The 18,084-nt window shown below is 60.1% G+C and carries 16 protein-coding genes and 2 pseudogenes; 8 read left to right on the top strand and 10 right to left on the bottom strand.

Annotated features, from left to right (window positions below; all coding sequences use genetic code 11):
• Positions 1-19: 19 nt before the first annotated feature.
• Entirely contained in the window at positions 20-355 is a 336-nt protein-coding gene (locus tag OYW20_RS15370) for a YbbN family protein (RefSeq protein WP_268796813.1), read from the bottom strand.
• A 255-nt stretch (positions 356-610) separates the two neighbouring features.
• Here OYW20_RS15370 and OYW20_RS15375 point away from each other — a divergent pair, with 255 nt between their 5' ends.
• Positions 611-1,684 (top strand): 3-deoxy-7-phosphoheptulonate synthase, encoded by a 1,074-nt coding sequence (locus tag OYW20_RS15375; protein ID WP_268796814.1) that lies wholly within the window; start codon positions 611-613, stop codon positions 1,682-1,684.
• A 105-nt stretch (positions 1,685-1,789) separates the two neighbouring features.
• Here OYW20_RS15375 and OYW20_RS15380 read toward each other — a convergent pair whose 3' ends face one another.
• Entirely contained in the window at positions 1,790-2,071 is a 282-nt protein-coding gene (locus OYW20_RS15380; protein ID WP_268796815.1) for a GNAT family N-acetyltransferase, read from the bottom strand.
• 499 nt (positions 2,072-2,570) lie between these two features.
• Between OYW20_RS15380 and OYW20_RS15385 the strand changes: the two genes are divergently transcribed.
• Entirely contained in the window at positions 2,571-2,822 is a 252-nt protein-coding gene (locus tag OYW20_RS15385) for an Lpp/OprI family alanine-zipper lipoprotein (protein ID WP_065988522.1), read from the top strand.
• Between the two features lie 174 nt (positions 2,823-2,996).
• On the opposite strand, the gene OYW20_RS15390 is transcribed toward OYW20_RS15385, so the two are convergent.
• The 3 genes from OYW20_RS15390 to OYW20_RS15400 all read right to left on the bottom strand — a co-directional run bounded on the left by OYW20_RS15390 (position 2,997) and on the right by OYW20_RS15400 (position 5,180).
• A complete protein-coding gene (locus tag OYW20_RS15390) occupies positions 2,997-3,959 on the bottom strand; it encodes a L,D-transpeptidase family protein (RefSeq protein WP_268796816.1) in 963 nt (320 codons plus the stop codon).
• 255 nt (positions 3,960-4,214) lie between these two features.
• On the bottom strand, positions 4,215-4,508 hold the full coding sequence (locus tag OYW20_RS15395) for a hypothetical protein (protein ID WP_268796817.1): 294 nt from the start codon (positions 4,506-4,508) through the stop codon (positions 4,215-4,217).
• Positions 4,509-4,574: 66 nt separating this feature from the next.
• On the bottom strand, positions 4,575-5,180 hold the full coding sequence (locus tag OYW20_RS15400) for an arylesterase (RefSeq protein WP_268796818.1): 606 nt from the start codon (positions 5,178-5,180) through the stop codon (positions 4,575-4,577).
• 10 nt (positions 5,181-5,190) lie between these two features.
• On the opposite strand from OYW20_RS15400, the gene OYW20_RS15405 reads away from it, so the two are divergent.
• A complete protein-coding gene (locus OYW20_RS15405; RefSeq protein ID WP_268796819.1) occupies positions 5,191-5,874 on the top strand; it encodes an ABC transporter ATP-binding protein in 684 nt (227 codons plus the stop codon).
• Positions 5,874-8,387 carry an ABC transporter permease gene (locus OYW20_RS15410; protein ID WP_268796820.1) on the top strand — a complete coding sequence of 838 codons (2,514 nt, stop codon included), beginning with the start codon at positions 5,874-5,876 and terminating at the stop codon, positions 8,385-8,387. The genes OYW20_RS15405 and OYW20_RS15410 overlap by 1 nt, the downstream gene beginning before the upstream one ends.
• Before the next feature lie 139 nt (positions 8,388-8,526).
• Here OYW20_RS15410 and greB read toward each other — a convergent pair whose 3' ends face one another.
• Entirely contained in the window at positions 8,527-9,000 is a 474-nt protein-coding gene (gene greB / locus OYW20_RS15415) for a transcription elongation factor GreB (RefSeq protein WP_268796821.1), read from the bottom strand.
• 176 nt (positions 9,001-9,176) lie between these two features.
• On the opposite strand from greB, the gene OYW20_RS15420 reads away from it, so the two are divergent.
• Positions 9,177-9,659 carry a DUF2938 family protein gene (locus OYW20_RS15420; protein ID WP_268796822.1) on the top strand — a complete coding sequence of 161 codons (483 nt, stop codon included), beginning with the start codon at positions 9,177-9,179 and terminating at the stop codon, positions 9,657-9,659.
• Between the two features lie 69 nt (positions 9,660-9,728).
• Entirely contained in the window at positions 9,729-10,790 is a 1,062-nt protein-coding gene (locus tag OYW20_RS15425) for an SDR family oxidoreductase (RefSeq protein ID WP_268796823.1), read from the top strand.
• Between the two features lie 115 nt (positions 10,791-10,905).
• Here the strand turns inward: OYW20_RS15425 and OYW20_RS15430 are convergent, their stop codons facing one another.
• Positions 10,906-13,017 (bottom strand): hybrid sensor histidine kinase/response regulator, encoded by a 2,112-nt coding sequence (locus tag OYW20_RS15430; RefSeq protein ID WP_268796824.1) that lies wholly within the window; start codon positions 13,015-13,017, stop codon positions 10,906-10,908.
• Positions 13,018-13,280: 263 nt separating this feature from the next.
• Positions 13,281-14,246, bottom strand: a pseudogene (locus OYW20_RS15435) (FAD-binding oxidoreductase); the annotation flags it as partial.
• Positions 14,247-14,606: 360 nt separating this feature from the next.
• Here OYW20_RS15435 and OYW20_RS15440 point away from each other — a divergent pair.
• Positions 14,607-14,906: pseudogene (locus OYW20_RS15440) on the top strand (phosphoethanolamine transferase domain-containing protein); the annotation flags it as partial.
• Between the two features lie 164 nt (positions 14,907-15,070).
• Positions 15,071-15,904, top strand: a complete 834-nt coding sequence (locus OYW20_RS15445) for an AraC family transcriptional regulator (RefSeq protein ID WP_268796825.1) — start codon at positions 15,071-15,073, stop codon at positions 15,902-15,904.
• Between the two features lie 14 nt (positions 15,905-15,918).
• Here the strand turns inward: OYW20_RS15445 and OYW20_RS15450 are convergent, their stop codons facing one another.
• Both OYW20_RS15450 and OYW20_RS15455 read right to left on the bottom strand, forming a co-directional pair.
• Positions 15,919-16,488, bottom strand: a complete 570-nt coding sequence (locus tag OYW20_RS15450) for a LysE family translocator (RefSeq protein WP_268801151.1) — start codon at positions 16,486-16,488, stop codon at positions 15,919-15,921.
• Positions 16,489-16,593: 105 nt separating this feature from the next.
• Positions 16,594-18,072 (bottom strand): MFS transporter, encoded by a 1,479-nt coding sequence (locus OYW20_RS15455; protein WP_268796826.1) that lies wholly within the window; start codon positions 18,070-18,072, stop codon positions 16,594-16,596.
• Between the last annotated feature and the right edge of the window lie 12 nt (positions 18,073-18,084).

Consider the following 18,084-nt stretch of genomic DNA (forward strand, 5'->3'; position numbering starts at 1 on the left):
ATTCAAGGCAAACTTCAAATCAAGGTAATTCTTCGGGCGCAAGGCGCAGTGCCCGCTCAAGGTCACGGCTGATGTCGTCTGCAAGCAGCTTGCTGCGCAAAGGACCGAAAAACTCGCCGTCGCGCACAACGAAGAGCGCCGGCAGGTGAAACACACCGTAGCGCTCGACCGCACCGCCGTTTTCTTCGGCATCAATCCAGCACAGACGGTTCAGGGGTAATGTCTGACGCACCAGATGTTCATGGGCCCAGCGGCAACTCGCGCAGCCCACGCTGGTGAAAATCAGCAGCGACGTGCCGCGCAACGACAACAGTTGCTGGTCCACGTCGAAATCGGTCAATTGCAGTTGGTCCACGCCATCATCCCGGTCAGTTGGCTGCACACTATAGGCCAGGCAGGACGTCAGTTTACAAATTCCATGGGGCACGCCGTCATGGGCGCCGGTGTTTTCTATAAATGAGCCGCGCGGACTGGACGAAAGCGTCGTTTGCCCATTGTCGAAAGGCGGCTTAACGCGCTAAGGTTCCGCTCCCCCGCTGCGCTCAATCATGCTCGGCTCCGCCGCTCGGGGACGTTGGCGGCCAGCATCCGTGACCTGACGAGTAACACGATGGCTGATTTACCGATTGACGACCTCAACGTTGCGTCCAACGAGACACTGATCACTCCGGATCAACTCAAGCGCGAAATCCCCCTTACGGCAGCTGCCCAGCAGACCGTGAGCCAGGGCCGCGAAGTGATCCGCAATATTCTCGACGGCAAGGATCACCGCCTGTTCATCGTGATCGGGCCGTGCTCGATCCACGACCTCAAAGCCGCTCACGAATACGCCGACAGGCTCAAAGCGCTGGCCGCTGAAGTGTCCGACACGCTCTACCTGGTGATGCGCGTGTATTTCGAGAAGCCGCGTACCACGGTTGGCTGGAAAGGTCTGATCAACGACCCGTACCTCGATGACTCCTTCAAGATTCAGGACGGCCTGCACATCGGTCGCCAACTGCTGCTGGAACTGGCTGAAAAAGGCCTGCCAACCGCCACCGAAGCGCTCGACCCGATCTCCCCGCAATACTTGCAGGATCTGATCAGCTGGTCGGCCATCGGCGCGCGCACTACCGAATCCCAGACGCACCGTGAAATGGCGTCCGGCCTGTCGTCGGCAGTCGGCTTCAAGAATGGCACCGACGGCGGCTTGACCGTGGCGATCAATGCGCTGCAGTCCGTGTCCAGCCCGCATCGTTTCCTGGGCATCAATCAGGAAGGCGGCGTGTCCATCGTCACCACCAAAGGCAACGCCTACGGTCACGTTGTGCTGCGCGGCGGCAACGGCAAGCCCAACTATGATTCGGTCAGCGTTGCTCTGTGCGAACAGGCGCTGAACAAGGCGAAGATCAAGCCGAACATCATGGTGGACGCCAGCCATGCCAACTCCAATAAAGACCCGGCCCTGCAACCGCTGGTGATGGAAAACGTCGCCAACCAGATTCTGGAAGGCAACGAGTCGATTATCGGCCTGATGGTCGAGAGCCACCTGAACTGGGGTGCACAATCGATTCCCAAGGACTTGGCCGACCTGCAATACGGTGTCTCCATTACAGATGCCTGCATCGATTGGGCGAGCACCGAAAAAACCCTGCGCAGCATGCACGCCAAACTTAAGGACGTGCTACCAACGCGCAAGCGCTGACCGCGGTTTAACAGGCCTGCACTGCAGGCCTGGTAGACGCAGAAACAACAACGCCGAGCAAATGCTCGGCGTTTTTTATGGAGTCGGTCAACGCGAAAACGTGGATTATATCTTTGCGGCCTGACGCTGATTACGTTCCATGTAACGCTCCACATAGGAGCACGACGGGATAACGGTATAACCAATACTGTCGGCGTAATCGAGCGCAACCTCGGTCAGCGCCGCCGCGATGCCTCGTCCACGTAGCTCGTTTGGAACGAATGTACGATAGATATCCAGGGTTTCCTTACCCAGGTCCATGTAGGTCAGATAGGCACGATGACCGTCTATATTGATTTCAAACTGGTGACCAGTCTCATCATGGTGGATCGACAACGCCTCGCTCATCACTACTCCTCGCGGGTCTTGGATTTTGACCCCTACCTTACCGATGTTTTCCCGGCGAAGGAACTGCTACGCCACCCTGCCTCAGACTTGGACACCGAGAAGAGCTTTGCTGTTCTCAAACAAGTGAGCACCCACAAATAGTAGGCGTCATTACCGAATAAGCTCAAGTGAATCGTCCGCAGATGCACTGCCGAACACCTGACTGTGTTAACTGTGGAACCTGACAACACTCGCCAAGGTCCATTAGGACGCTTGTACAGCGAAGGAGTCACCTGATTGCTCCAAACAGGGTAATTGATGGCCGATGTCACTGAACGCGTGGCTTTTTAAGTACAAAGGGCGCGAGAAGTTGCACGGAAGACTTTCAAAGCAAAGAATTTTGTCCACTTCTTGCGCTTCGTCCGTTTACTTACTACAAACAATGGGTAGTATGTACGCCGGTCATTTTCTCACTCTCGAGAGATGACTAATTTTATAGAAGTCCTTTAAGGGGAACACGATGAACAACGTTCTGAAATTCTCTGCTCTGGCTCTGGCCGCAGTTCTGGCCACCGGTTGCAGCAGCGCATCCAAAGAAACCGAAGCTCGTCTGACTGCAACTGAAGACGCAGCCGCTCGTTCGCAAGCCCGTGCTGATGAAGCGTACCGCAAAGCTGATGAAGCTATGGCCGCCGCTCAGAAAGCTCAGCAAACTGCTGACGAAGCCAACGAACGCGCTCTGCGTATGTTGGACAAGGCAAGCCGCAAGTAATAATCCTTCGGGATTATTGATAAGCCGATCCGGTTTCGGATCGGCTTTTTTGTTGTCCAATCACGCTTTCAAGGTGTTTTCCGGGCAATAAAAAACCCGTCCGCTCAGCCTCTTCAGGCCCCGCGGACGGGTATCAGCGTCGCAGTATTTTCGCCGGTCTTAAGTCGCCACTGCTTACTGCAGCACAACAGGCGCAACTGGCGCCACAGGTGTCGTGGGCACCGCTATCTCTACCGGCATGCCGTCTTCGGCAGCGACCACATCACGCACCTCATCCCAATTGATCCGCACGTTATTGGCAAGGTCTTCACGCTTGAGCAACGCGTTGATCACCGCTGTGTGCTTGTCGACCACCGAAGGATTGCCGCTTTCATCCAGCGGCGTGTGCGCCTCCAGATACACCTTGCCCCCACTCACGCCGAACTTGTAGGGCTCGCTCATGATTCGCACGGGAGTGCCCACCGGAACCATGTCGGCCATCTCCAGCACGTTGTTGTTGTACATACGGAAGCAGCCGTGGCTGGTACGCATGCCAATCCCGAATTTTTTGTTTGAACCGTGGATCAGGTAACCCGGCAAACCGAGGCCGAACTTGAACGGACCGAGTGGGTTGTCCGGGCCAGCAGGCACCACGTTCGGCAAGATATCGCCATCTGCAGCATGCTCGGCTTTTACCGACGCGGGCGGTGTCCAGGTCGGGTTCGGCGTTTTCGCGGTGACTTTGGTGGTGGATATTGGCGAACCCCAACCTTCGCGGCCAATGCCCAGCGGGAAGGTGTAAACCACGTCCCGGCCTTTGGGGTAGTAGTACAAACGGTACTCGGCGAGGTTGATCACGATACCTTCACGCGGGCCGGGTGGCAGAATGAAACGCGTCGGCAGCACGATCTGCGTGCCAACACCCGGCAGCCACGCATCGACGCCGGGGTTAGCAGCGATCATCTCCAGGTAGCCAAGATCGTAACGGGTGCCCAGGTCGGCGAAGGTGTCTTCGTACTTGGCGGTGATGGTCTGGACCTGGCCGATGATGTCTTCGCCAGGTGGCGGCAACGGGAACTCCAGAGCGGAAACAGGGCCAGCCGCACACAGTGCAGCGAGCGACAGACAGCGAGCGAAGGCTGGAATGCGCGACAACATCTGGAGAATCCTTGGATAAACGGACGGGATCAAAAAAACGCGATTGTACACGGACGCTAGCCAACGCGCAGTGCGCTTAGCTTCGGCAAACGCGGCATGTGGAAGGGAGCTTGCTCGCGATTCGAGACCCTGCACACAGAATATGCGTTGAATGCACCGACCTCATCGCGAGCAAGCTCCCCCACAGTTATCGCTTACAAGCTTCGTTGCCAGGCTGACGTCCGATGAGCAACGCCAGGCCACGATGGTGAAACCTCAAGCGTCTTCAAGTTCCGGCCAGATCGGTGCCCAGCCGCGACGCTGTGCATCGATGATCGCGCGGCACAGCGGGCAAAGTCGCTCGTCCTGATAAATGCCTTGCTCTACCACCGACCAGCGAGGCTGTGCCGGCAGCAGCGAACCACACAGTGTGCGGTCAGCAGAACCCGCCAGCTCCAGCTGACGTGCGACGAGGTGGACGCGGATTTCCTGGCACGCAAACAGGTCGAGCTGTTCATCAGGCTCGATCAATTGATAGGCAAAAAGGGACCAGGCAAGGCGGCGGGGCATGAGGGGCTCCAGAGCGGGGGCGCCACATTAGCCGAAACCCTGCGTGCGGAAAAGCCTCGCAGCCCTTTAAAGCAAAGGTTTTAAACTGGGCCAGACGTTTTCCAGCAACCGGCCTTGAGCGTTGGCGGCAGGATGCAAACCGTCAGCCTGCGTGAACTCCGGCACACCGCCGACGCCTTCAAGCATGAATGGCACCAGCGCCACCTTTTTCTCGGTCGCCAGATTGCTGTAAACCTCTTTGAACGCTGTGGTGTAACGCGGCCCGTAATTGGGGGGAATCTGCATCCCCAACAGCAGGACTTTGGCGCCGGCTGCACGAGAGCTGTCGATCATCGCTGAAAGGTTCTGTTGCAATTGAGCCGGAGGCTGACCGCGCAGACCGTCATTGCCACCCAACTCCAGCACCACCAGGTCCGGCTTGTGCTCTGCAAGCAGCGCCGGCAGCCGCGCCTGCCCACCTGCACTGGTGTCGCCGCTGACTGAAGCGTTCACCACTTTGTCCTTGAAACCTTCCTTCGCCAGCCGCTGTTCCAGCAAACTGACCCACCCTAACCGGGTATCCAGCCCGAAAGCTGCGCTGATACTATCCCCAACGATCAACACCGTGCCCGCCATTGCCCCTTGAGACACCAGCAACAACCCCAGGCCAGCACTTAAAAACCACGCACGCATCGGATTCTCCATGAGCGAAAGTATTCTCAGTGCGCAGAACCTCAGCAAAGTGGTCCCCAGCACCGAAGGTGACCTGACCATCCTGCACGAACTCTCCCTGGAACTAAACAAGGGCGACACGCTGGCCATCGTCGGCGCGTCCGGTTCGGGTAAATCCACCCTCCTTGGCCTTCTGGCCGGTCTCGACCTGCCGAGCGCAGGCTCGGTAACCCTCGCCGGACGCAATCTCAGCGACCTGGACGAGGACCAGCGCGCGCGGGTTCGCGCCGAGCACGTAGGGTTTGTGTTCCAGTCATTCCAGTTGCTCGACAGCCTGAACGCGCTGGAAAACGTCATGCTGCCGATGGAACTGGAGGGCCGCAAGGACGCGCGCGAACAAGCGCGCGGATTGCTTGAACGCGTCGGCCTCGGGCAACGCCTGACCCACACCCCGCGCCAGCTTTCAGGCGGTGAGCAGCAACGTGTCGCCATCGCCCGCGCGTTTGCCGCCGACCCCAGCGTACTGTTTGCCGATGAACCCACCGGCAACCTGGACAGCCACACCGGCGAGCGCATCAGCGACCTGCTGTTCGAGCTCAATAAAGAGCGCAACACCACGCTGGTGCTGGTGACACACGACGAACGCCTGGCGCATCGCTGCCGGCGCCTGATACGTCTTGAAGGTGGCCGTCTGGTCGCCCCTCTGGAGCCTTGATGGCCCGTCTGCCTTTTATGCGCCTGCTCAGCCTCGCCTCTCGCCAACTGCTGCGCGACGCACGCGCAGGCGAATTGCGCGTGCTGTTTTTTGCCTTGGTGGTAGCAGTCGCTGCCAGCACCGCCATCGGTTATTTCGGGGCCCGACTCAACAGCGCCATGACATTGCGCGCCACCGAGTTTCTGGGCGCCGACCTGGTGCTGGGCGGTTCCAGCCCGGCGACTCCGGAGCAGATAGAGGCCGGCACCGCGCTGAAACTGGATCACTCACAGACCGTGGTGTTTTCCAGTGTTGTCGCCACCGATGCAGGTATTCAGCTGGCCAGCGTCAAAGCCGTTGACGCTGCCTATCCGCTGCGCGGCGAGCTGAAGAGCGCGCCCGCACCGTACGAGCCCGAAACCACTGGCGGCGAGCCGCAACCCGGGGAGGCCTGGGCCGAAGCACGGGTGCTGGTGGCACTGAACATCAAGGTCGGTGACAGCATCGACGTCGGTTCAAAGACCTTGAAGCTGAGCCGCGTATTGACCTACGAGCCCGACCGGGCAGGCAACTTTTACAGCCTGACGCCACGGGTGATGATCAACCTCGCCGACCTTAAGGCGACCAACGTGGTGCAACCGGGCAGCCGGGTCAGTTATCGGGAAATGTGGCGCGGCACGCCTGAAGCGCTGGCGGCGTATCGCAAGACAATCGAACCGGGGCTTGCCCCCAATCAAAAGATCGACGACGCACGTGACGGCAACCAACAGATCGGCGGCGCCTTGGGCAAGGCCGAGCGCTACCTGAACATGGCGAGCCTTGTGGCGGTCCTGCTGGCCGGCGTTGCCGTGGCGCTGTCGGCCGCACGCTTTGCCGTGCGCCGTTTCGACGCCAGCGCCCTGCTCCGCTGCCTGGGCCTGTCGCGCAACGAGGCGCTGGTCTTGTTCAGTCTGCAATTGGCGATGCTCGGCGTGGTTGCCAGCCTGACCGGCGCGTTCATCGGCTGGCTCGCGCAACTGGGGCTGTTTTACCTGCTTGAAAACCTGCTGCCTGCCGCAGTGCCGCCCGGCGGACTGTTACCCGCGCTGGCGGGGATCTGCACCGGCCTTGTAGCACTTGCCGGGTTTGCACTGCCGCCACTGGCAGCCTTGGGCCGCGTACCTCCATTGCGCGTACTGCGTCGCGATATGCTGCCGATTCCGGCCAGCACCTGGCTGGTCTACGGCGCGGCGCTGTTTGCTCTCGGTCTGATCATGTGGCGCCTGAGCCTGGACCTGGTGCTGACGTTCGCCTTACTCGGCGGCGGCATGATCGCTGCGCTGGTGCTGGGCGGTATATTGCTGCTGGCACTCAAGAGCCTGCGTCGACTGCTCGCCAATGCCTCGCTGCCTTGGCGTCTGGGGTTGGGTCAATTGCTGCGCCACCCGCTGGCGGCCGCCGGTCAATCACTGGCCTTCGGCTTGATTCTGCTGTCGATGGGTCTTATCGCCCTGCTGCGCGGCGAGCTGCTCGACACCTGGCAGAACCAGCTGCCCAAAGATGCGCCCAATTACTTCGCGCTGAATATCCTGCCCAACGACAAGGATCATTTCGCAGAGCGCATAAGCAGTCTGTCGACCCATAGCGCGCCACTCTATCCGATGATTCCAGGCCGACTGATGAGCATCAACGGCGCGCCGGTGAGCCAGTTCGTGACCAAGGATTCGCGCGGCGAAAATGCCACCCAGCGCGACCTCAACCTGACGTGGGCGGCAACGCTGCCAGAAGGCAACACCATCACCGAGGGTCAGTGGTGGAACGGCGATCAGTTGCCTGCCACGGACGCTGTGCCCGGGGTTTCGGTAGAAACCAAGCTGGCCAAGAGCCTGAACATGAAGCTGGGTGACACGCTGAGCTTCGTGATTGGCGGGCTGACCCGCGAGGTGAAAGTCACCAGCCTGCGCGACATCAACTGGGACACGTTCCAGCCCAACTTCTTCATGATCTTCCAGCCCGGTACGCTCAAGGACGTGCCCGCCACTTACCTCACCAGCTTTTACCTGGCGCCAGGCAACGACAAGCAGATTGTCGAACTGTCCCGCGCCTTTCCCGCCGTCACCATCCTGCAAGTCGAGGCGCTGCTGGAACAACTGCGCAGCATTCTTGATCAAGTAACGCTGGCGGTGCAGTACGTGCTGCTGTTCGTACTTGCGGCGGGCATGGCGGTGCTGTTTTCGGGGCTTCAATCGACCCTTGATGAAAGGATTCGTCAGGGCGCGTTGCTCAGGGCACTGGGCGCAAACCGCGCACTGCTGACCAAGGCACGACGCATCGAGTTCGGCTTGTTGGGTGCGGTCAGCGGTGTGTTGGCGGCGCTGGGGTGCGAGCTGGTGAGTTTTGCGCTCTACAGGTTCGCGTTCAACCTGCAATGGCAGCCGCATGTGTGGCTGTTGCTGCTGCCCGTCATCGGCGCGCTGCTGGTAGGCGGTGCCGGTGTGTTTGGCACGCGACGCGCATTGAACGCAAGCCCGCTGGCGGTGCTGCGCGAAGGTTGACGGGCGCTATCGCGAGTCAGCCCCTTCCCACTGTTTTTGAAGCGCTACACACCCTGTGGGAGGGAGCTTGCTCGCGATGCTCTTGATACTGCTCAAATGCCCTTGAAGGCGCGAGCCACCCCAGTACGCCGATACGCTTTTAGCCGGGATAGTTGATTTCATTGATCCACCACAACGCCTCACCTGAAGGCGTTTGCACCGTGAACTCATCGCCGACCTCTTTCTTGAGCAGCGCGCGGGCCATGGGTGAGTCGATGGAGATGTAGTCCATGCGGCCGTAGATTTCGTCATACCCCACCACCCGAAATTTTTTCATCTCGCCAGCTTCGTTCTCGATTTCGACCCACGCGCCGAAGTACACCTTGCCCTCCTGCTCAGGGGCGTAGTCGACGACGCGCATGTCCTCCAGACGCTTGCGCAGATAGCGCACGCGTCGGTCGATTTCACGGAGCAGTTTTTTGTTGTACTGATAATCGGCGTTCTCGCTACGGTCGCCCAAGGAGGCCGCCCACGCGACTTTCTGAGTGATTTCCGGCCGGTACACGCGCCACAGGTGATCAAGCTCCTGCTTCAGCGCTTCATGCCCTGCGCGAGTGATAATTTTGGTGTTCACGTGCGTGCGTCTCCGAACCCAGGCTGACCGCTGTTGAGGGTGTGCGGCGTAGCGTAACAGCGCCATCCCCTCTCAACGCGCACTAATGTGCCTCATCGGTGCTGATCGCTTGTTTCCCGGCGGTGTCCGTAGTATCAACCGGGCTCCATACTCACCGACCTTCAATAAGGATTGAGATGTTCGAATTCATTTACCTCGCGGTACTCATCGGCATCGGCGGGACGGCATTGCTGGACCTTTGGGCGCTACTGCTCAAAGCCACACTGGGTTTGCCGACCCCGCCCTGGCATCTGGTCGGACGCTGGTTCGCCGGTTTGCCCAAGGGCCAGTTGGTGCGACGCGAAGGCATTGGCAATGTCCCGGCGGTCAACAATGAACTGGCCATTGGCTGGGCTGGCCACTACCTGGTCGGCATCGTCTTCGCCGCTGTGCTGCTGGTCATCTGGGGCGTGCAATGGGCCCACGCGCCGAGCTTTCTGCCGGCGCTGGTGGTCGGTCTGGTCACAGTGGGCGCCGGCTGGTTTATTTTGCAGCCGGGAATGGGCGTCGGCGTGGCGTGCAACAAAGCGCCGAACCCGCCTGTGGCGCGGCTGCAAAACGTCATCGGCCATGTGGTTTTTGCCATTGGCATGTACGGGGCAGCGTTGGTGGTTGGCTGAGGCGAATCCGATTGAGTTGAACCTCTGCCGCCCATCGGGGCTCTGAAAACTTCACTTAAGGAGAAACCCATGACCCAGACAGCATTGGTCGTCGGTGCCAGCGGCATTGTCGGCAGCGCCATTACTCAACTACTCCTCGACAATCACTGGCAGGTTGCAGCGCTGTCGCGGCAGCCGTCGACGATACCTGGCGTGATCCCGGTGGCCGCTGACCTTCAGAACCCAGCGTCGTTAAACCAGGCGCTGGCAGATTTGAAGCCCACCCATATATTCATCACAACGTGGTCGCGACAGGCCACCGAAGCCGAAAACATTCGGGTCAACGCGGCGATGGTGCGTAACGTCCTCGACGCCGTTCGCCCGGCCGGCAGTGTTGAGCACGTGGCTTTGGTCACGGGTTTGAAACACTACCTCGGCCCGTTCGAGTCCTACGGCAAAGGCACTCTGCCGCAGACGCCGTTCCGCGAAGAGCAAGGCCGCCTGGACATCGAAAACTTCTACTACGCCCAAGAAGACGAAGTGTTTGCCGCAGCAGCCAAAGACGGCTTTACCTGGAGCGTCCACCGGCCACACACCGTCACTGGCGTGGCCGTGGGCAATGCGATGAACATGGCAACCACCCTCGCCGTCTATGCAACGATCTGCAAAGCGACTTCGCGCCCGTTCGTGTTTCCCGGCTCTCGCGTGCAATGGGACAGCCTCACGGACATGACAGACGCACGCCAACTGGCCAAACAGCAGTTGTGGGCAGCCACGACGCCGGCCGCCGCCAACCAGGCGTTCAACATCACCAATGGCGACGTGTTTCGCTGGAGCTGGATGTGGGGGCAGATCGCAGAATATTTCGGCCTGCAACCGGCTGCGTTTCCCCAAGCCCATTCGCCTCTGGAAACACAGATGGCTGACGATCAGGCCGTCTGGACCAAAATCGTTGCCGAGCATGGCCTGAAAGAGTCGGACATCAGCCGATTGATCTCGCCTTGGCACTCCGATGCCGACCTCGGTCGCCCGATCGAGGTGGTCACAGACATGTCGAAAAGCCGCGCCATGGGCTTTAGCGCCTTCCAGGCCAGTGATCAGGCATTCTTCGACGTGTTCGAGAAACTGCGCGCCGAGCGTCTGATTCCATGACGCGCGCCCCCGCGTAGCCGACATGGCTGCGTGGGGGAACGTTGCTGGCGAGCAAGCTCCCTCCCACCGCTTCCCAAATCATCCCGACACCAGCGTGCCAGGACACTCAGTGCACCTAGACTTTCAGCGCCGCAAGAATCATCGTGGTCAGCTCGTCAGGGCTGTAAGGCTTGCTCAGCAGGAAGGTGGTGCTGCCCAGTTCATGTGTGCGCGCCAACACGTCGCGGGTATGCCCTGAGGTGAACAGCACGGGAATTTGCGGCGACTGCTGCCGTGCCCAAATGGCCAGATCGGCGCTTTTGACCTGCCCCGGCATCACCACGTCGGTAAAGATAAGGTCGATCATGACGCCGCTGCGCAGGATGGCGATGGCATCGTCACCGTCGGCGGCCATCAGGGTGTTGTAGCCGGCCTGCTGCAATAACTCGACCGATGTAGCACGCACGTCTGCGTCATCCTCGACCACCAGAATGGTCTCGTGTCCTCCCGCAATGCCCACCATCTGGTTCGGGGTGTCCTGCATCTCCGGCTCAAGGCTGCGCGGGAAATACATGCGCACCCTCGTGCCTGAGTCCACGGTGCTGATGATTTCAGTGTGCCCACCGCTTTGTTTCACGAAGCCGAACACCATGCTCAGGCCCAGCCCGGTGCCGTGGCCGTCCGGTTTGGTGGTGAAGAACGGCTCGAAGGCACGCGCTGCGGTCTCAGGGGACATCCCACCGCCGGTGTCGGCGACCACCAGCAATACATACTCGCCGGGGCTGAGTTCCTTGCCGGCACATGCCTCCTGATCGAGCACCACGTTCTGTGCGCTGACGGTAATGTGGCCTTCGCCTTTCATGGCGTCGCGGGCATTGATCGCCAGGTTCAGCAGTGCGTTCTCCAGCTGATTACGGTCCACATGGATGCGCCAGGCATTTTCCGGCAACAGGATTTCAACGTGAATGGTTTCGCCCAGGGCCCTTTGCATCAACTCGCCAAGGCCCTCATAAATCCGCAACAGGCTGTAGACACCCGGGGACAAAGCCTGGCGGCGCGCAAACGACAGCAGTTGCGATGACAGTTTAGCGCCGCGCTCGACCGCCGCAGCCGCCGCACTGACGCGCTTCTGCACGCGTGGGTTGTCCGGCTCCTGACGGGCCAGCAGATAGAGATTCCCGGAGATGACCTGCAACAGGTTGTTGAAGTCGTGGGCAACGCCGCCTGTCAGGCCACCGATGGCTTCGAGCTTCTGCGACTGGCGCAGTTTGTCTTCGACCGCCGAACGCGCACGCACCTCATCGGCCACCCGCTGCTCAAGCGTGCGCGTGAGCTGGAGCAGCGAGTCTTCGGCGATCTTGCGTTCGTTGATGTCGATCAGCACGCCCGGAAAACGCAGCGGCTCACCGCGCTCGTCGAACTCGCACCGGCCGCTGGCCTGCACCCAGATGTAATGACCATCAGCGCGCCGAATCCGGTACTCGGTGTTGTAAGGGCCTCCATGCCGGATCGTGTAGGCAATTGAGTTAGCCACCCGGTCGCGGTCATCCGGATGAATGATCTCGGCTGCGCTGGCAAGCGGCATGCCTTCGATGAGCAGGTCAGCAGGGTAGGCAAAGGCTCGGGCAAAGCGGTCATCGCCCGAGAGCAGATCGGTTTTGATGTCCCAGACAAACGAGCCCACCAGGGAACCTGCGTTGAGCGCCAGTTGCAGCCGTTCGTTGGTGGCCCGAAAGGCCCGCCCGGCTTGCTCGCGCAGACTTTCAGAGACTACGTGCGAAGTGGTCTCGACCACCACCGCCATGACGCCAGCCGGTGCCTCGTCATCGCCCGGAACAGGGCTGTAGTAAAGGTCCATCCAGACCTCTTCGGGCTTGCCTTCGCGCAGCAGGACCAAATTTTTGTTGCGAAACGACAATGTCCCGCCCGCCAGGCACGTCTCCATCACGCCACGGTTGAATTCGGCAACTTCCGGCCAACCCAGTTCAACCGGCGTTCCCAGCAGATACGGGTGGCGGCCACCGGCAAAGACTGAATAAGCGTCGTTGTAGATCATGTAGCCGGGGCGCCCCCACAGCATCACCAGAGGTACTGGTGATGCCAGCAGAAACTGCACCGCCGAGCGCAGGCTGAGTGACCACGCCTCAATCGGTCCCAGGTCGGTGAGCGACCAATTGAACGCACGAATACGCCCGGCCATCTCGCCGCCCCAGCCAGCACACCCGTGGTCATCAGTCAGAAAAGGCATCCGCTCACTCTGTATCGCGACGGCTCCGCACGGAGCCGGTTATGGATTGTTCCGTTCACCGATGTTCGAGCATGGGACATCAGAAAAAATTCAACGTCGTATAGCGCAACTCCAAAGGACGTTGCAATTTCTGACCGCAGGTTGAGCGCCGGAGAATGGCATGACGATCCGCAGCGGTGGTAAATCCCGGTGTTCAATGCCGGTTAAAGAGGGTCACGTTGCGCAGCAAGCGATGAACCGAGCGTCGCTGCCGGCCGCTAACGCCAGGTCCCGGTGTTCAGGCTAGCAGGTGAAAAAGCCTCGAACGTCCATCGCGAACGCAGGGCGGCAGGCCGACGTACAGCGGCGTCCACCTGCAGCTTCCACACACGTTCTGCTCCTTCAAACGCCGCGATTTCAGGGCTGTCCAGGATGACCTCGACCCGCCCGGTCAGGTGCAACAAGTCACCCGATGCAAAATCGACGAACACCAGACCGGCTCTGGGGTTAAGCACGAAATTGCCCAGTGTGTTGAAAAACCGGTTGCCGGCAAAATCCGGAATCGTCAGCACATCGCCATCCACCCGCACGAAACCCTTCAGACCGCCCCGATGGGAAACGTCCACCTGCCGCTGCTCGGGATCGTCCAGAACGTCAGCGTAGCTGGCAACGAAAAAAGTATCTGCCATGCGAATGGTGGCTACCGCCGCGTCGTCCAGCGCGCTGAGGTGTGTAGACATTGGCCGCGCAGGTTGAGACGGGGGCAGCGCTTGATTGAGTTGGCGCTGTTGAATGTACTGCGGGCAATTGCCAAACGCCTGCTCGACCGCGACCGAAAAACCCTGCTGATCGAGTTGGCTGATTCGCCCGTTGACGCGGTTGCGCCTGCGGGTGTGCAACTCGATTCCGAGCAAGCCCAGCGCAGCGCCCGGAGTGAAGCCGTGACTGATCGGATCATCGAGGTCCGGCACGCGGCTCACCGTGAGCAAGCGCGGTTGCGGCGAAGCGATGAAGCCTGCGCGGTCGTCCAGCACACTCGCCCATGGTTGCCCGTGGGCATCGACTGCACCGACCACGATGCAGGGCAATTGCGTATAGAACCGTTGATGCTGCTCGGGAAGATGATCGCGCAGGACCTTGCTACCGACCGCCTCCATTCGCTCGGCGACGCCGGTTTGGCTCTGCAATTGCTTTTCGCCAGCGTGCCACGGCGACGGAGTGGCGGGCGTGACAGGTGTGACGAGGGGCATGGCGGCGTCTCCAATGAGCAACGTCGGGTTGCGCAGGTGAGGTGTCTGCCGAAGGAGCAGGCGTCGGCTCGCTGAACATGCGGTGAGCAGCGAGAGCACGTTCTTGTCAATGAGGTGCATGTTGATCCATCCACGCATTGAGCAGAATCACCAGAACACGCAACCCAGCGTTTCAGATCCTGCAATCGATTCACCCGATCACACGCCACTCAAGCCAGGAAGCCACGCGCCAATACAGCGGTGTGAAAAGCCTTGCGCTGATTGGTGCCAGCCTCAACCCGAAGGCCGCTATGATCGCGACTGCAGTCAATGAGACAGCTGTCCATGACACCACTGCGGTACACAACGATAACCAGTGCCCTGATCGGCTACTTGCTGGTGCTGGGCGTGCTGCCGACCGTGGCCATCTGGCGGTTGCCGGTGACCTGTCGCCGTGTGCTGCCGGGCTTGATCAACAAGGTGCTGGTCGCCATCGGGTGATTGGCGGTGATCGCGGTAGCGGTTGGCGCGTTTTACTCGACGTACGCACCGATTGTTCGTGATGAGGACAAACTTACCCACTTCATCAACCCGACCAATTACGTGTACGCCATCGGCAAGCTGACCAAGCAGCACGTGGCGATCAAGGAGACCCTGAAAGTCCAGACCGTGGGCGCCGACCTCAAATGCCTGCAAGCCAGGCGCGATCAACCGGACCTGAGCCACGATTACCTGTTCCATTCGGTGCTAGGCTTGCTCGACGTCACCACCGTGGAATACCAGCCTGTGCTGGACATCTTTCATAGCTGCAAGACTGGCGGCTGATTACACCAGAGGACAGCACCATGCCCGCTGATCATCGGACGATCTCCCCGACCACGCCGCATTTCTGGCGCGACGCACAATTACCGTTCATTGAGGCGCGCTGTATCGAGGACGGGCGCAAGGTGTGTTACTCGCGCCACTCCCATGATGTGTTTTCAATCGGTGCGATCACCTCCGGAAGCAGCACTTACCTGCACGAGAAAACCTCCCTGACCATCAGCACCGGCACCGTAGTGCTGATGAACCCAGGTGACGTTCACGCTTGTAATCCCATCGAAGATCAGCCTTGGTCCTACATCATGCTGTACATCGACGCGGGTTGGCTGGCGTCCATTCAGCAGGTCTGCAGCGTCGGTGAGGCGCAGGCGTTTCGGCCGATTGCGGCAACGCACACGCATTCGGTGGCGTTGTTTGAAGGGTTGCTCACGTTGCACGCGATGCTGATCGATCCTGCCGTCGATGCCTTGCGCAAGCATGAAGCCACCCTCGCCTATTGCCTGCTGATGCAGCAAACACTGGGCTGTTCGGCACCGCCTGTGCGCAAGGCCAACCAGAAAGTCGAGCGCGCCGCCGCGTACATCGACCAGCACTGTCTTGAGGCGGTTCGACTGGAGGAAATCTGCCGGGCAGCCAACTTGTCCGAAGCCTATCTGATTCGCGCTTTTGAGCAGCGTTACCACATGACGCCCCACGCTTATCTGATCAATCGGCGGATTCAACTGGCCCAGACGCAACTGCGTGAGGGCGACCCGATTACCGACGTTGCCGTACAGACAGGATTTGCCGATCAGGCGCACTTCCAGCGGGTGTTCAAAAAACACCTGGCCGTGACTCCCGGGCAATACAAGCCTTAATCAAGGATCTTCACTCAGACCCACAGCAGTGACACCGCACACACGGCCAGCAGCAGTGCCATGCAGCGGTTGAACAGTCGAATGCGCGCGGGGCTGCCGAGGTACTGGCCCAGAAAAGCGCCGGCATACGCCCAGCAGGCGACCGACAGGTAACAGACGACGAAGTAGATGATCGCAAAGATGCCGATCAGTCGTGCCTCACCGCCGGCCACGAATGCCCCCATACCCGCCACCGCAGCCAGCCACGCTTTGGGGTTGAGCCACTGCATCGCCGCACCGTGCAACAGGGAAGGCTGCCGCGTCGCGCGACCGAGGTTCAGTTGGCCACTGTCAACCGCCAGCTTCCAGGCCAGATAGAGCAAAAATGCCATCCCCGCCCATCGAATCAGATCCGTCAAAATCGGCCACTGCCGGAGGATCTCGTGCAGTCCAAAACCGGTGAACAGCAACAGCACGACAAAGCCAACCGTTGCACCCAGCACGTGCCGCAAGCTTGAGCGAAGGCCGTACTGCGCGCCCGAACTGAGCGCGACGACGTTCACCGGACCAGGCGAAATAGACGCCGCCAGCGCAAACAGCGCCATGGAAACCCAAACACTCGTCACATCGTTTCTCCGCCACTGAATGTCCAGTGACGGTAATCAATGCGCCGGCAACAGTATTGAAAGAAACCACCCAATCACCAGAAATCAGTCGTGGGCCTGGGACAGCGGGCGTGCTACCTCTTCAAGGGATTTGCGCTCCGACGCGACGCCCCAGATGGCCTGCACCGACGCCGCAATCAACATCAGCGCGCAACCGATCAAATAGCCAATAAAGACGTTGCCGCGATCATGACTGTCGATCAACTCACCGAACAGCATCGGGCCGATAATGCCGCCCAGCCCGGTCCCGAAGGCGTAAAACACCGCAATGGCCAGGGCGCGAATTTCCAGCGGGAAGGTTTCCGCTACGGTCAGATAGGCCGAACTCGCCGCCGCCGAGGCAAAGAAGAAAATCACCATCCAGGCAATCGCTTGCTGGGTGACGCTGAGCAGCTCCTGCTGAAACAGGTAACCGCTGATGGCCAGCAATACCCCCGAAATGGCGTACGTCAGGCTGATCATCACGCGTCGGCCAACCACGTCGAACAGCCGGCCCAGCAGCAGCGGACCGCAGAAATTACCCAGCGCGAGAGGCAATACGTACCAGCCGATGTGCGCAGAAGGCACGCCGTAAAACTCGGTCAGTACCAGCGCGTAGGTGAAGAAAATCGCGTTGTAGAAAAACGCCTGAGCGGTGAGCAGCGTCATGCCCACCCATGCGCGCTGGCGATAGGCAACGAACAGCGTCTGAAAGATTTCCCCAAGCGGCGTGTGATCCCGTGCATGCAGGCGCAACGGTGTACCGGTGGGTTCAGGCAGCGTGTGGCCGTGTTGGCGAAAGCCTTTTTCGATGTCCTCAACGATCTGCCGGGCTTCGTCGGCCTGGCCATGAATCAACAACCAGCGCGGGCTTTCCGGCAGCCAGAGGCGCATCACCAGAATCAACAGCCCCAGCACCGCGCCAATGCCAAAACATAGCCGCCAGCCTAGATCGCCCCCGATCCAGCCGGGGTCCAGCAGCACAATGGAGCCAACCGCACCGACAGCCGCGCCGATCCAGAAGGTACCGTTTATGGTTAAATCGACCCAGCCGCGAAAGCGCGCCGGGGTGAACTCCTGAATCGTCGAGTTGATCGCGGTGTATTCACCACCAATGCCCATCCCGGTCAGAAACCGGAACAGCATGAAGCTCCACAGGCTGAATGAAAACGCCGTCGCCGCCGTCGCGCTCACGTAGAGAATCAAGGTGATAAAGAACAATTTGCGGCGACCAAGTCGGTCCGTCAGCCAGCCGAAGAGCAGCGCGCCCAGCACGGCACCGCTGATGTAGGCGCCACCGGCCAGCCCGATATCGCTGTTGGTGAGGTGCAAAACGGGGCTGTCTTTGAGTGCGCCGGACACCGAACCCGCCAGCGTCACTTCCAGCCCGTCGAGCAGCCAGGTGATGCCCAGCGCAATCACCAGCAAGGTGTGAAAGCGCCCCCACGGCAAGCGGTCCAGGCGCGCTGGCAGGTCGGTTTCAAACACCTGGCCTTTTTGGTCTACAGCGTGATCTGTGTGCTGTGAAATGCGAGTGGTTGCCATGGCCTCATCCTC

Source organism: Pseudomonas sp. BSw22131 (assembly GCF_026810445.1).
Classification (GTDB): Bacteria; Pseudomonadota; Gammaproteobacteria; order Pseudomonadales; family Pseudomonadaceae; genus Aquipseudomonas; species Aquipseudomonas huanghezhanensis.